Origin of the sequence: Aliikangiella maris (assembly GCF_040719265.1) — a bacterium.
GTDB classification, from domain to species: domain Bacteria; phylum Pseudomonadota; class Gammaproteobacteria; order Enterobacterales; family Kangiellaceae; genus Aliikangiella; species Aliikangiella maris.
In genome coordinates, this window is sequence record NZ_JBFDAH010000012.1 from 121,689 (window position 1) to 137,091 (window position 15,403).

14 protein-coding genes are annotated in these 15,403 nt (G+C 38.8%); 12 read left to right on the forward strand and 2 right to left on the reverse strand.

Annotation, left to right across the window (positions count from 1 at the left end):
• The 12 genes from mutL to ABVT42_RS12800 all read left to right on the forward strand — a co-directional run bounded on the left by mutL (position 1) and on the right by ABVT42_RS12800 (position 13,705).
• Positions 1–2,013, forward strand: coding sequence for a DNA mismatch repair endonuclease MutL (mutL, locus tag ABVT42_RS12745; RefSeq protein ID WP_353897216.1), 2,013 nt, complete (start codon positions 1–3; stop codon positions 2,011–2,013).
• Entirely contained in the window at positions 2,010–3,020 is a 1,011-nt protein-coding gene (gene miaA, locus ABVT42_RS12750) for a tRNA (adenosine(37)-N6)-dimethylallyltransferase MiaA (protein WP_353897217.1), read from the forward strand. Before mutL ends, miaA begins: the two co-directional genes overlap by 4 nt.
• Before the next feature lie 119 nt (positions 3,021–3,139).
• The gene (recQ, locus tag ABVT42_RS12755) at positions 3,140–5,296 is read left to right on the forward strand and encodes a DNA helicase RecQ (RefSeq protein ID WP_353897218.1); all 2,157 of its coding nucleotides are present in this window, start codon (positions 3,140–3,142) and stop codon (positions 5,294–5,296) included.
• Positions 5,297–5,659: 363 nt separating this feature from the next.
• On the forward strand, positions 5,660–5,947 hold the full coding sequence (gene hfq, locus ABVT42_RS12760; protein ID WP_353897219.1) for an RNA chaperone Hfq: 288 nt from the start codon (positions 5,660–5,662) through the stop codon (positions 5,945–5,947).
• Positions 5,948–6,168: 221 nt separating this feature from the next.
• A complete protein-coding gene (hflX, locus tag ABVT42_RS12765; RefSeq protein WP_353897220.1) occupies positions 6,169–7,455 on the forward strand; it encodes a ribosome rescue GTPase HflX in 1,287 nt (428 codons plus the stop codon).
• Between the two features lie 294 nt (positions 7,456–7,749).
• Positions 7,750–8,787: an FtsH protease activity modulator HflK gene (gene hflK / locus ABVT42_RS12770; RefSeq protein ID WP_353897221.1), complete on the forward strand. Its 1,038-nt coding sequence runs from the start codon at positions 7,750–7,752 to the stop codon at positions 8,785–8,787.
• Positions 8,784–9,668: a protease modulator HflC gene (gene hflC / locus ABVT42_RS12775; protein ID WP_353897222.1), complete on the forward strand. Its 885-nt coding sequence runs from the start codon at positions 8,784–8,786 to the stop codon at positions 9,666–9,668. The genes hflK and hflC overlap by 4 nt, the downstream gene beginning before the upstream one ends.
• Positions 9,669–9,860: 192 nt before the next feature.
• Positions 9,861–10,046 carry a DUF2065 domain-containing protein gene (locus tag ABVT42_RS12780; protein ID WP_353897223.1) on the forward strand — a complete coding sequence of 62 codons (186 nt, stop codon included), beginning with the start codon at positions 9,861–9,863 and terminating at the stop codon, positions 10,044–10,046.
• A gap of 180 nt (positions 10,047–10,226) precedes the next feature.
• Positions 10,227–11,525, forward strand: a complete 1,299-nt coding sequence (locus ABVT42_RS12785; RefSeq protein WP_353897224.1) for an adenylosuccinate synthase — start codon at positions 10,227–10,229, stop codon at positions 11,523–11,525.
• A 215-nt stretch (positions 11,526–11,740) separates the two neighbouring features.
• A complete protein-coding gene (tnpA, locus tag ABVT42_RS12790) occupies positions 11,741–11,902 on the forward strand; it encodes an IS66 family insertion sequence element accessory protein TnpA (RefSeq protein ID WP_353897225.1) in 162 nt (53 codons plus the stop codon).
• 449 nt (positions 11,903–12,351) lie between these two features.
• Positions 12,352–13,365, forward strand: coding sequence for a site-specific tyrosine recombinase XerC (xerC, locus tag ABVT42_RS12795; protein ID WP_353897226.1), 1,014 nt, complete (start codon positions 12,352–12,354; stop codon positions 13,363–13,365).
• A 37-nt stretch (positions 13,366–13,402) separates the two neighbouring features.
• Positions 13,403–13,705: a hypothetical protein gene (locus tag ABVT42_RS12800; RefSeq protein WP_353897227.1), complete on the forward strand. Its 303-nt coding sequence runs from the start codon at positions 13,403–13,405 to the stop codon at positions 13,703–13,705.
• Here ABVT42_RS12800 and ABVT42_RS12805 read toward each other — a convergent pair.
• Together ABVT42_RS12805 and ABVT42_RS12810 are read right to left on the reverse strand one after the other, a co-directional pair.
• On the reverse strand, positions 13,692–14,078 hold the full coding sequence (locus tag ABVT42_RS12805; protein ID WP_353897228.1) for a hypothetical protein: 387 nt from the start codon (positions 14,076–14,078) through the stop codon (positions 13,692–13,694). The genes ABVT42_RS12800 and ABVT42_RS12805 overlap by 14 nt on opposite strands.
• Positions 14,069–14,857, reverse strand: a complete 789-nt coding sequence (locus ABVT42_RS12810; protein ID WP_353897229.1) for a hypothetical protein — start codon at positions 14,855–14,857, stop codon at positions 14,069–14,071. Before ABVT42_RS12810 ends, ABVT42_RS12805 begins: the two co-directional genes overlap by 10 nt.
• Between the last annotated feature and the right edge of the window lie 546 nt (positions 14,858–15,403).

Below are 15,403 nucleotides of genomic sequence, written 5' to 3' on the forward strand. Positions count from 1 at the left end.
TTGACTCAGGAAAAACGAATTTTATTGCTGGATAACAGACTGGCTAACCAGATCGCTGCCGGTGAAGTTGTCGAAAGGCCTGCCAGTGTTGTTAAAGAATTAGTCGAAAACTGTATTGATGCTGGAGCCAGTCGTATTGAAGTCGATATTGAGCGAGGTGGTGCTCGTTTAATTCGTATTATTGACAATGGCTGCGGCATTAATAAAGCCGACTTAATGCTCGCCTTAACTCGGCATGCCACCAGTAAAATCAGTACTACCGAAGATTTAGCCAATATTCGCTCGCTGGGCTTTCGTGGTGAAGCACTGGCAAGTATCAGCGCAGTTTCCAGACTCACATTAACATCTCGTCAACATGGCAGCGAACAGGCATGGCAAGCGATAGCACAAGGACGAGACATGGCCGTTGAAATTTTACCTGCGGCGGCAGCGCCTGGTACTCGTATTGAAGTGGCCGATTTGTTTTTTAATACACCTGCTCGGCAGAAATTTTTGCGTACAGAAAAAACAGAATTTAATCATATTGAAGAAGTTGTTAAATCTCATGCTCTGGCAAACTTTCAAATTGCGTTTATGTTAAAGCACAATTTAAAAGTTATAAAGCGCATTCCTGCTTGTGGTGAGCCCAGTCAACAAGCGCTGAGAATAGCGGCTATTTGTGGTAAGCCTTTTATTGATAATGCGATACGGTTTAGTTGTCAGCACGATGTTTTAATGGTTGAAGGGTGGATTGGGCGCCCTGGATATCACCGTAGTGAATCTGATATTCAATATGTCTTTATCAACCGCAGGCCGGTTAAAGATAAGACTCTCAATCATGCTATTCGACAAGCCTATGAAGGGCTATTGCCTGCCGGGCGTATGGCAACGTATGTCATTTACCTAACCGTTGACCCCGCTCAGGTTGATGTCAATGTTCATCCAACTAAACACGAAGTGCGATTTAGTGAGCAGCGCCTGGTACATGATTTATTAGCAAAAAGCGTACGTGATGCATTAGTCGATGATAATCAGTCATTAGGCTTATTAGCGCAAGCGGATGATCAAGACGACAACAGACAAATAAATTTAAACCAATCTAACGCAAGTCCAATTGAAGATGCTGAAAAGCTAATTAAATCAGATGATAAAAAACGTGAATTATCGATGAAAAGTACCGCCTCAAATCTGGCTGGTCATTCGTCATGGCGAAATAATCATACGGCATCTGCTTATCGTTCACCTGCACATAAAGCGCAAAAAGCCGCTGTTAGCGAAACGGTTAAAAGCTATTTGGACCAATACTTTTCAACACTAGTAACGCATAAGCCGGCGACTAAACCTGCTTCATTAGCTGAAAACGACACCATAAACGAAGCTGAAAAAACAACACCATCAATGCAACTTGGGGCAACTCAGCAATTTGATAGAAAAAAAGATATTCAGTCAACACCAGTACAAGGATTGCAAGCTTCAAGTTCAGACTTTGCCTTGTGGCATCTTCAAGCGGACTATTGGATTTATAAACAGCCAGATAATTTATGGATTGTTAATGCGCGCCAATTATTGCTCTGGGTTGTTCGAGAAAACCAAAAAAAAGATAATGCTATAGAAACTGTTACTCTGCTTTTTCCGCAAAGTTTGCCATTAAACGATGACTTGCTGGAAGATTGTGCAGTTCACCAATTATTAGAAGAAATTGGATTTGATTTTAACATCAATCTTGAGCGACAAATCGTATTGCGAAAAATTCCTAACTGGTTAAAGTTTGTTGAAACATCCGTCTTAGTATCTCGATTATCTACTTGGTTACTGCAATTACAACTATCGAAAGCTGTCGATGAGAATCTACAGCAACTGGTGCAACTGACTTATGATAATTTACCAACAGATCTGGTTAAACAATTATTAGAAGATTGTCAATTGAGCGAGTCGGTACAAAATACCCCAGCAGATTTTGCTCATCTTGAAAATAGTGACAAGCCAATAATTAAAAAATTGGCGCTGGCCGATATTCGAGGATTATTTTCGTGAATACGGAAATTAATCAACATAATAAAGCGATGGAGCAACAAGTATTGCCACAATTATTATATCCCCATTTACCGATTGTGTTTTTAATGGGGCCCACTGCCAGTGGTAAGACCGCATTAGCGATTGACTTGTATCAGACCGATTTGTTTGAAATTGTCAGTGTTGATTCGGCGATGGTTTATCGACAACTGAATATAGGTAGCGCAAAACCTACACTTGATGAGTTGGCTAGAGCGCCTCATCACCTCATTGATTTTGTTGACCCTGCGATTAGTTATTCGGCTGCAAACTTTGTTCATGATGCTAAAAAGTTGATTAACGAAATCCACCAACGAGGCAAAACCCCTTTATTGACCGGGGGCACTATGCTGTATTTTAAAGCACTGCGTGATGGTCTGGCACAACTACCAGAGGCTGATGCATCCATGCGCGAGCACTTGCAACAACAATTACACCGTCAGGGGATTGAAGCATTGCATCAGCAACTAATGCAATGTGATGCGGTAACTGCTAAACGTTTGCACCCCACCGATACACAGCGAATTCTGCGAGCATTAGAAGTTTTTTTCATTACACAAAAGCCATTGTCACAATGGCACGCCGAACAACAAGATAATGTGTTACCAAATCCGTTATTGTCGATTGCCCTTGCCCCGGGGGATCGCAGTCAACTACATCGGCGCATCGCGCTCAGATTCGAACAAATGATGGCTCAGGGATTTTTGCAAGAAGTGACGCAGCTTTATGAGCGGCCCGATTTGTCAGCTGATTTACCCGCGATAAAGAGCGTTGGGTATCGGCAATTATGGCAATATTTGGCTGGAGAATTGACGTTAACTGAGGCAACGGAACGGGGAATTATAGCAACACGACAGTTGGCAAAACGTCAGTATACCTGGCTACGAAGTTGGTCAGAAGTACAATGGTTTGACCCATTGGTTGATACTGAACTAGCTGCGGCCAGACAACAAATTCTAACCTGGACAAAACATCATTGGCCTCACTGAAAAATAATAAACCGGAAATCTCTTAAAGTTATTTAAGAGATTTCCTCTCCCAAGTACAATTTTGGCGAAGTAAAATAAATTCCTTGCTGTGCTCTGGGAATAAAAAGACGCATAAATAAATGGATATTCAACAAGCAAAAAAACTACTCAAAGATTTATTTGGCTATCAAGCATTCAGACTCAATCAAGAAAACATTATTCAGGCACTACTTGCCGGTCAAGATGTTTTAGCGTTAATGCCTACCGGTGGTGGAAAATCTCTGTGCTATCAGATTCCAGCTATTTTACGCGATGGCACAGGTATTGTCGTTTCACCTTTAATTGCGCTGATGCAAGATCAGGTGGATGCCTTGAAGCTAAATGGCGTTGAAGCCGCCTATTTGAATTCCACGCTTACTGCTGGGGCTATTCAATCCATTAAACAGCAGTTATTGAATGGGCAACTTGATCTGTTGTATATAGCCCCTGAGCGCTTATTAACCGATGACATGTTGGACTTACTCAGCCAAGTGCCTATCAGCTTATTTGCCATTGATGAAGCGCATTGTGTCTCTCAATGGGGGCATGACTTTCGACCTGAATACCAGCAGCTTTATCTACTGACACAGCGTTTTCCAAATATCCCTCGCATTGCTTTAACGGCAACTGCCGATCAGGCCACGCGACACGAAATCAAGCAGCAGCTTGCGTTGAATAATGCGATACAATTTATCAATAGTTTTGATAGAAAAAATATACAGTACCACATTCAACAAAGTCATCAGGCTCGCGAGCAGTTGTGGCGCTTTATTGAGTGTTCATTTTCAGAAGATGCTGGAATTATTTATTGTTTTTCTCGTAAAAAAGTGGAGCAAGTCGCTGATTGGTTGACAACAAAAGGCCGAGTTGCTTTACCTTATCATGCCGGGTTATCCACTGATGTACGCCAACAGAATCAACAGCGCTTTTTACGGGAACAAGGTATTATAATTGTCGCTACTATTGCTTTTGGTATGGGTATTGACAAGCCTGATGTGCGATTTGTTGCGCATTTAAACTTACCAAAAAGTATTGAAGCTTATTATCAGGAAACTGGTCGAGCCGGACGCGATGGTAAACCGGCAACTGTATGGATGTCTTATCAATTACAGGATGTCGTGTTTTTACGTCAACTGGTGCGACAAAATGACACAGCAGAAAATTACCAGCGCATCTCTCAGCAAAAGCTGGATGCCATGCTTGGTTTATGTGAACTGACCACTTGTCGTCGACAGGCGCTGTTGGCTTATTTTGGTGAACAGCTCGAACAACCATGTGGAAATTGTGATAACTGTTTGCACCCACCTAAAACATGGGATGCTACTGAAGCAGCACAAAAAGCACTTTCATGTGTTTATCGAACTGGGCAACGCTTTGGTGTTAGTTATATTATTGATGTGTTACTCGGTAAAAACAATGAACGAATAAAACAGAATAAACACCATCAAATATCGACATTTGGTGTTGGTCAAGATTATTCTTTTTCTCAGTGGCAAAGTCTATTTCGACAATTATTGGTCGAAGGTTATATTCAGATTGAATATGAAATGTTCAATCGAGTCAGGCTGGCGGAAAAGTGTCGAGCAGTATTGCGTGGTGAAAAAACACTGTTTGCGCGTTATGTAAGTCAGAATACGTCGTCAAATAAAAAGTTGTCAGCCAAAAAGCAGTTAACAAATCATTCAGGGTTAGCATCAATTCATTTGCCTTTATTACAAGCATTAAAGTCACTACGCAAACGATTGGCTGATGAAAAAGGTGTACCGTCCTATGTCATATTTCATGACTCAACTTTGCTTGAAATGGTTGAACATCGGCCAGCGAATATCGAACAAATGAGATTGATTGCGGGGGTTGGTGAAAAAAAATTAGACCTGTATGGAAAAGTATTCGTTGAGATTATTCATAGCCATTCATTACCAGAAATTGTTGACTTATCTTTTAGTGATAGCGTTAATGAAACTTTACTTCTATATTCCCAAGGCAAAAATATACAACAAATTGCCAGTCAGCGTGATTTAAAAGACGATACGATTTACGGGCATATTGCTCAAGCTATAGCAGCCGGAAAAGTTGAGCCTTTAGAGGTTTTGTCACTGACAACAGAAGAATATCAGCTCATTGCGCAAACATTGCGCACATTAGATGAAAATACTTCAGGGAAAATCAGTGAAGCTTATGCACTAATGAATGGGGAATATAGTTACGGCGTTATTCGTTGTGTGCAAAGCAGTGAATCATTGCTAGAACCTGACTGATATTTTTTAGTGGCAGGTTATCAATGAACCCGTGTTGATAATTGATAAGAATAATAAGATTTTTATATGGTAGGGTTGAACTAAATGATTGTAGGCCTTACTAAGGGGATGTTAGTTTAGTGTTTATTGAAAATTAATATATTGTTTAGCACATATATTCAATCAATGCTAAAATTAGCGACTAGACGGATGTGCAATTGCTCTACAGAACAAAAACTAATTATCAGTTGATAATTGGTTTGTTTAGTAAAGTTTTGCGCGGAAGGTTTTTGTGAAAGTATTGCTCTCAGTCTGCAGGCTTTTCAAGAACAATAATTACAGAGGCTTACCTTAGTCTCACATAAAAAAAATAAGGAGACAGATATGTCAAAAGGGCAATCATTACAAGACCCTTATTTAAATGCGCTTCGTAGAGAGCGGATTCCAGTTTCGATTTTCCTGGTAAACGGTATTAAGTTGCAGGGGCAAATTGAATCATTTGATCAGTTTGTTGTTCTATTAAAGAACACAGTGAGTCAAATGGTTTATAAACATGCTATTTCAACTGTCGTACCCGCGCGAAATGTTAAACTTCCTCATTCTGGGGAAGCAGAAATTAACGATAGTGCACCGGTAGATTCGGGTAACAACGACAATGTAGGTAACGTATAAAAGCGTTATTCGTAAGGGCAATGGGAGTTGTACGAAATTTATTCTCGTATTTACCGGGTTCTTTGAATTTTTGGCAAGTCATTTAACACCAATCTGGAGCTAATCCTGATTGGTGTTTTGCTGTTGTCTGTTTATTATTCGATTTTTACTTGAAATTCGATCGTATCGTTTTCAGACCCCATTTTAGTTATTCAGGTTTTATTGATTAAAGAGATTATTCTTTGTTTGAAAGACACGCTGGTGGCGAACATGCCATACTGGTTCACATAGATTTTCCAGATACCCAAAACAAGGAAGATAAAGACGAATTTGTAGACTTGGCTGTTTCTGCGGGGTTACAAGTTAAAGACATTATTGGCGGTAGTCGTAATAGCCCACATCCAAGGTATTTTATTGGTACAGGTAAAGCCGATGAAATTGCGCAACAGGTCAAAGACAAACAAGCCGATGTGGTGTTATTTAATCACACCCTTTCTCCTGCCCAAGAACGCAATCTTGAAAAACTGGTTGAATGCCGCGTTATTGACCGAACTGGTTTGATTCTGGACATATTCGCTCAACGCGCGCAAAGTCACGAAGGTAAATTACAGGTAGAACTGGCCCAGTTAAATCATTTATCAACTCGATTGGTACGAGGTTGGACCCACCTTGAGCGTCAAAAAGGAGGGATTGGCTTACGTGGTCCAGGTGAAACGCAGCTTGAAACTGATAGACGATTGTTGCGTGAACGAATCAAGACCATTCAAAAACGCTTGGAAAAAGTTGAAAAACAGCGAGAGCAAAGTCGTCGCTCGCGTAAGCGGAGTAATATTCCGACAGTTGCTTTGGTTGGTTATACTAACGCGGGGAAATCTACTTTATTTAATCGATTAACTGCCAGTGAGGTGTATGCGGCAGATCAGCTGTTTGCTACCCTTGATCCGACCCATCGCAAAATTCAGCTGGTTCCTGGTCAAGATATTATTTTGTCTGACACGGTTGGATTTATTCGCCACTTGCCACATGATTTGGTGGCTGCTTTTAAAGCCACATTACAAGAAAGCCGCCAGGCAGATATTCTCTTACATTTAATTGATGTATCTGATGAGCGCAAAGACGATAATATAGAGCAAGTTTATCAGGTTTTAGAATCGATAGGTTCTGGTGATATTAAAACAATTGAAGTGCTAAATAAAATTGATAATCTTGAAGCGGTTGAGCCTAAAATTGAGCCGGGAATTGATGGAGAGCCCGATCGCGTATGGTGCTCTGCCAAAACCGGTGAAGGAATGGAGTTACTGAGGCAAACTATTAGCCATCAGCTAAATATTCAGTGGATGCGCTTGAAATTACAAGTTTTGCCACAAGATTTTGCTATTCGAAGTGAACTGTTTGATTTGAATGTGATAGAAGCAGAATCAATTGCTGAAGATGCGAGCTTTTTGCTAGATATTTGTATTAATCAAGATGACTGGCGAAGATTGTGCCGTAAAACTCAAGGCCGCATCGAAAAATTGTTAATTAATTAAACAAAGGGTAATTAAGTCGCAAGGTGCAGCACAAAATTTGCATCTATTAATGCTCCTACTTAGAATATCCGACGTATAATGATCATTTAAATCAAAGGTAAATGATGTTAAAGGCAGGCGACAAGTTGCTTTGACCTTGCTTTGTGTTACCGATTAGAAAACGTAATGGAATGACTAGCCTGACGCATATTCATTAACCTAATAAACAGGAATTTAGTCAAATTTAATTTACATCATCTTCAAATCGACTGGTGAGTGGATGATAATACTTCAAAATCAAAACTGGAGATAGACATGCCTTGGAACGAACCAGGTAACAATAATGGTAATAAAGATCCTTGGGGGAATCGCAATAAACAAGATGGTCCACCAGACCTTGATGAAATATTTAAGAAAATTGGTGGATTTTTTGGTGGTGGAAAACGCGGCGGTACAGGAACATCAAAGAGTGGCGGCAGTATTTTGGCCGGCATCCTCGTTATACTAGGTTTATTGTGGAGTGTAGCCGGAATTTATACCGTAAATGAAGCTGAAAGCGGCGTCATTCTGCGATTTGGAAAATACCATACGACCGTTGGACCAGGTTTAGGTTGGCGATTATGGGGAATTGATCGTATCTATAAAGTGAACACCAACGAATTGTTGCAGGCACGCGTTGATGGACGAATGTTAACCAAAGACATAAATATTGTTGATGTAGAAATTGGTCTGCAATATCGTATCATCGATCCAGAAGATTATTTGTTCAACTTGGGCGCTCCTAAACAGGCGCTATTACAGGCATCTGAAAGTGCGCTAAGACAAGTACTGGGTGATAATAATGTGGATGCAGTACTAACCTCGGAAAAAGAGCGTATTCGAAGTCAATTAGAGCAAGAGCTAGTACAAATTCTTGATAACTATAAAAGTGGTATTAAAATTGAAACTGTTACGCTTGAAAGAGCGTTGCCTCCTCAACAAGTTAATGATGCTTTCGAAGAAGTAAACCGAGCTGAGCAAGATGCCAAACGTGAAGTGCAAGATGCGCAAGCTTACAGTAATAGAGAGCTGCCTTTAGCCGAAGCCGAAGCCGAAAAAATACGTCAACAGGCCAGCGCATATAAAACAGAAGTATTAGCGAAAGCTCGTGGTGAAGTCGCTCGCTTTGAAAAACTTCTGCCACAATATACTGCAGCTCCAGAGGTAACTCGTCAGCGTCTGTATATTGAAACACTAGAAGAAGTGATGTCACGAACCACGAAAGTAATGGTTGATGTCGAAGGTGGTAATAACATGATGTATATACCACTTGATAAACTAATGAATAAACGTGTTGAGGGAAGCCAAAAATGAAAAGTCCATTAATTGCTTTTGCTATTCTGTTTTCGGTTATTTTATTAGGGGATTCATTTTACGTTATTCTTGAAACAGAACGTGCACTTAAATTACGTTTTGGAAAAGTCTTAAGAGACGAAGCCGAAAAACCGACAACTTTTGAACCGGGTTTGCATTTTAAAATTCCTTTTGTTGAAAAAATTATCTCGCTTGATGCGCGTATTCAAACAATGGATGGTGCACCAAATGTATTTACAACTTCTGACAAACAGTTCTTGGATGTTGATACTTATGTTCAATGGCGAGTTAAAGATTTCTCGCAGTTTTACTTAAGAACGCAAGGTCGTTTTTCAGAAGCTGAAAGTGTACTTGAAAGACTAGTTGATAGTGGGTTACGTGATCAATTCGGTCAACGAACTTTGATTGAAGCGGTCGCTGGTCAACGCGAACAGCTTATGGTTGCAATTAGTAATGATGTGAATACTAAAGTGCCTGATTATGGTATTGAAGTGGTTGATATACGGGTTAAGAAAGTTAATTACACAAACGATGTACTACCTAATGTTTATGAGCAGATTATTTCTGAACGTAAAGCTACTGCCGAAGAACGTCGCAGTAAAGGTAAAAAAGAAGGTAACATTATCCGCGCAACCACCGACGCTACGGTTAAAAAGATAAAAGCTGAAGCCGATGAAACCTCGCGAACAATTCGCGGTGAAGGTGATGCTGAGGCGGCTCGAATTTACGCGCTAACTTATAATAAAAACCCTCAATTTTATGCTTTTATCAGAAGTCTGGATGCTTATAAAGAGTCATTTAATAATAAAGGGGATGTCATTGTTGTTAAGCCCGATAGCGAATTTTTTAAATATTTAAAAAATTCTGACGGTAGTAAATAAAAAATTGAAATAAAGCGATACTAAAAAGGCAGTCTCAGACTGCCTTTTTTATTGGCTTAATGGCAATATAGCAATATGGCAATGATTAGAGTTTGATAAATGAATTAGGCGAATTCAAAAAAAACGAAGCAATAAAGTTGTGATATTAAAATAAAAAATATTGATTAAATAACGAAAGGTTGTGAAGAGAGAATGGTTAATGAGCTTTGGATAGCATTGGCGATTGCTTTAATTTTAGAAGGAATGATTCCTTTTTTAACACCACAAGGTTGGCGCGATATAGTGACTAAAATTGCCAGTCTGTCGAACAAAAATATTCGCATTATGGGATTAGTGGTAATGATGACAGGATTATTACTGTTAACTGTTTTGCGTTAAACAAAAATTGAATTTATCTGTTCAGCAAAATACAGTTAACCGCTAACTGATTGTTACCTAAAGCAAAAAACATATAGCGCCAAAAGTTCTAGAAAATAACCAAAAAAAGCAGAAATTTTTTATCAATCAGAGTACAATGCGCGGTTTCCCGATAAATGTATCGAAAAAGTAATTAAGATTATGTCAAAAAATGTCGTTGTACTAGGCACCCAGTGGGGTGACGAAGGAAAAGGCAAAATTGTCGACCTTTTAACTGACCGGGCAAGCGCGGTTGTTCGCTATCAGGGCGGACATAACGCGGGGCACACACTCGTTATTAATGGTGAAAAAACCGTCTTACATTTAATTCCCTCTGGCATTTTGCGCGATGATGTAAAGTGTCTTATTGGAAATGGTGTGGTACTTTCGCCTGAAGCATTGGCAGAAGAGATGCAAATGCTTGAGTCTAAAGGTGTCCCTGTTAGAGAAAGGCTTAGAATCAGTGCTGCATGTACTTTAATATTACCTTATCACATTGCATTAGATCAGGCGCGTGAAGCGGCTAAGACGGGCGATAAAAAAATAGGCACAACTGGACGCGGAATCGGTCCTGCTTATGAAGATAAAGTCGCACGACGCGGGCTACGTGTCGATGATTTATTCTATCCAGAGCGACTGAAAGAAAAACTCACCGAAGTACTTGAATATCATAATTTTGTACTGATCCAATATTTTAAGCAGCCAGAAATTCAGCTCGATACGGTTTATCAGGCTTGTCTAGGATATGCTGAGATGTTGCGCGATTTAGTGACGGATATCCCCGAAATGCTGCATCAAGCTCGCCAAAATGGAGAGTCACTCTTATTTGAAGGCGCACAAGGTACCTTACTGGATGTCGATCACGGAACTTTCCCTTATGTGACTTCATCTAACACAACCGCTGGCGGAACCGCAACCGGCTCAGGATTTGGTCCGTTATATCTTGATTATGTACTGGGCATTACCAAAGCTTACACCACGCGAGTTGGAGGTGGGCCTTTCCCTACTGAGTTGTTCGATGATATTGGTAAGCACCTGGGTACTAAAGGACATGAGTTTGGTGCGACAACCGGACGCCAACGACGCTGTGGGTGGCTTGATGCCGTTGCGCTGAAGCGAGCTATTCAGGTGAACAGTGTGACAGGCATCTGTTTAACCAAACTTGATGTTCTCGATGGTCTGGAAACTGTTAAAATTTGTACTGCTTATACCTGCCCCGAAAAAGGCCAAATAAACACAACTCCGGTTGGTGCTGAGGGTTTTGCCCGAGTAAAACCCGAATATATTGAAATGCCGGGCTGGAGTGAGTCAACATTTGGGGTTAAAACCTGGGATGAGTTGCCAGAAAATGCGCGTAATTATATTAATAAAATTGAATCATTGATTGGTATTCCGATTGATATTATTTCAACCGGGCCAGATAGAAATGAAACAATTACCAAGCGCGATCCTTTTGAGTAAATTATTGGACTTTTGCGCAGCTTAAATTAATGATTTATGTTTAAGTTGGTAGAATAAAAAAGGCTGCAATTGCAGCCTTTTTTTATGGAATACTTTAAGAAATAACTTAAATCAAATTAAAGTGTATTTAAGTGTAAGCGCCCAGGGATTCACACCTATCTTTAGATTTTAACCACTCTAAACTGTCTCCAATTTGATTAATCAGGAGACTAGCAATGAAACGCAGAACAGAGCAAGAGTGGCTCAACTTATTTAAACAACACCAAGACAGTGGATTAAGTGCTGCCGAGTTTTGTCGAAAACATCAGCTCAACGCCAAGTATTTTTCTAAACGCCAATTTGACTTAAACTGGAAGCAGTTTCGTAACATGAGGTAAATTTTTTAGATAAGAAATATTTATTGGCAATATCTTTAAAGTGCTCGTTTTGGCTGGGGACAAACCCAACTCACCATTCATTTAAAATGATTGGTCGAAATGGAATACTTAATGGTGCACCAAGGGGGAAGAGGTAAAAGCTTTGTGTATGAACTTGTTTACAACGGCGAAGGTGAAAAAGGAAGCGCCTTTATGATGAACTTAATCGACAGTCACAAGTTAGATAATCAATCCCTATGATGCAACCTATCGGGGTAAACAGCTAACCTGTCGGGGTCATATCGGCCTCAAATCGGGGCTTTATCGGGTAGTTATCGGGGTAAGAAAAATGCTTAAAAGTTAGAGCATCAAAGGGCTTGCAAGAATTGCGTTAAGAAACCCTTAAAAAAGTACTTCAGGCTTCATAAAAAAATACAGTTAACATTCATCCTATTAACCTTAAAAAACTTATGGTATTAAGAACAAAACATCACAATCAATCTACTCGTCAACAAATTCCCATAGAGCACAATGGTATCTATCCGTATCTGGTGCGTTACCTTGATTGGTTATTAGTCAAAGGCTACTCAGTTGAAACTAAAAAGAGCCGAGATAACGCCTTAAGAACCTTTATTGAATGGTGTGACCAAAGAGATATTCAACAGCCACAAGATGTCACTAAGCCCATATTAGAGCGTTATCAGCGTCATTTGTTTTATTACCGCAAAGATAATGGTAAACCTATTGCGTTTAGTACACAAAAGTCATTACTGCAATCAGTGAAAGGTTTCTTTAAGTGGCTCACGCAACAAAATTACTTGCTGTATAACCCCGCCTCAGAAATACAAATGCCGAAAGCACCGAAGCGATTACCGAAAACTATTTTAAGTGTTGAACAAATCAAAAGTATTATTCATCAACCTGATACCAGCACACCCCAAGGTATTCGAGATAGAGCAATATTGGAATTATTGTACAGTACGGGTATTAGACGCATGGAGCTATGCAACTTAAAAATCCATGAGCTGAACCTGGAGAGAAAAACCGTATTGATATTAGGTAAAGGTAGTAAAGAGCGAATGTTACCGATTGGTCAAAGTGCTATCACATGGCTGGTGAAGTATTTGGATGATGTCAGGCCGCAGCTTTGTTTAGCGTTAGAAGAAACTTCCTTTTTCTTAACCGATTATGGTGAAGCTTATACCGGGAGTGTCTTAGGGTGGCTGGTCAAAAACACCATGAAAAATGCGGGTATTCATATTGAAGGTTCTTGTCATTTGTTTCGTCATGCAATGGCGACGCATATGTTAGAGAATGGGAGTGATATTCGGTTTATTCAAGCGATGTTAGGTCACTCTGAGTTATCGACAACAGAGATTTATACTAAGGTGAGTGTTGAGAAGTTGAGGGAGATTCATTCGGTGACGCATCCTGCGGAAAAAAGTGATAGAAATATTAATAATGATAAGTCGTTGGGGGCTTAGTAATTGACAAGTATTGAGTTTTTATTAAGGAGGAAATATGAGTAGTGTTGAGACAGTCATAAAGTGGGGGAAAGATAGGTTGCTAACTTATTCTGAGGATATGGTTAGTATTCTAAAGTCACCAAAAACTTTCTTTGAGAATAAAAATGAAAGTGACTTGAAAGTGGCAATACAGTTTGCGTTTGTTACAGTGTTGCTTGTATTTATGGTTGAGTATGCATTAATGAACTTGAAAGGGATTGCTATAGATAATAAAAGCATTTTACGACCCTGTAAAAAATTCTGTGTAAATCTAATATTAATACAAAGAGTGGTTAAAGTGACAATTACTCTGTTATAACAGCAATTTCTTTAGATTTGAATAATTCAGTGCTTTTACTATAAATAATATCTAATCTATCATTTTTATAAATTAATTTTTCAGGTCGACCTTCAGTAGTGTCGGCATGAGTAACAAAATGAGGTTCTACTTTAGAACGCCCGCAATGATCAAAATCTGGCTTCTGAGTATATAACTCATAAAACGTTTCTTTTTTGTTAAAACCTGTAGTTCTAATCACTAAATAGCGATTATTTTCTTTCAACTTGCTGTTTTCAATAAAAAATATATTATCTGCAATAAAGCACTCATCTGCTGAATTACAGGAAGAAAGAAAGCAAATAGTTAAAACTATCCAAAAAATATTTTTCATTTTATTAAAACTCACTTCCACCTCTCACTCCAAATGGCACCGTAATTAAACACTTTCGCGACCTTAATTTCTGCTAAATACCTTGAAAGCCCATCTGGCAATTTAATAGTATATTTGCCTGATAAGGGAATATCTGTTATATCATTTTTAGCAAAAGGTTCAAAATCATAAACACTTTTAACCTGCCATACTGAACAATAGGAATTACCTGCTTTTGTGGTTCTTACAGTTAAATGAAATCTATTATCAGCATTTTTTAGTCGAAGATTCACTTGCTCTGCTAATAGTGCACCGTCGTGCAAAATGTGGCCATATTTAATGGAATTTCTTTTTCCTCTTTTAAGCTTTTTAGGAAATTCAGAATGAAGAAAACCTGGGTCAGATGATTTTATAAATGTAAAATTCTTTCCACTAGATTTTAACTGAAGCATATATTTTCTCATCGCATTAGCGGTATCTTTAACGATTATAGAGTTTTTATATAATGTAGCATTAAGCGAAACAGGGTTGCCATTACCATTAACATAATGATTTGCAAGTGTAGCAGCCTCATAAAACCCGTGGTATTTTCCTCCCCACCAAAGTGCCTCAAAAAGTTCCTTCATAAACTCTTTTTCATTGTCAGTAAAAGGCATCCTTAACTTTGCTTTACAAACCAAATAATCTACCGTATTTTGCAATAAGTCGAAGCTTTCCTTAGACTCAAATTTAGCCACTTTTCCCATATGCCACAACGGAGCGCTTGGAATGTTATCGCGCTCTTCTAAACATTTATTTCCATATTCAATTAAATCATTCATGATCACATCACTTTTTTCATTTGAGTTTATTACATTTAACTCTCTTATTTTATTATATTTAGTTTTTCAAGATGTGATAAACTTCTCGTTTTACCAGTGTTAATTATAAATATAACCTATCGAAATATTTTTAGTAGAACTAGTTAGAAAGTCATTATTCACTTATAAAAGCGTCTTCACATAGGAAAGAAAGAATGCAATATAATTCTTTCAACTTTATAACCAAAAATATTAACGTATAAAATGTATTAAGGAATATTGCCCAACCAATATTTTTTAATTCCTTAATCACTATACTAGGTAAAAGAAAAGTAATAACGATAAGAAAAGAGCAAACTCAATATCTAATTATTCATTTGAAACAACATTAAAAAAGGGGTCAAGTCTATTTTGCAATATATAACTCCCTTTCCGATTGCTTAACCTCACTCAACCAGTAATTGCTCAAAAAGCGGGGGCATTTAGACTTTACGGTGAGTTTACTATGAATTCACATAGTTGAGGTATTTTTCCTAACTTTTTTATACGATCTTCTAAGTAATGCCA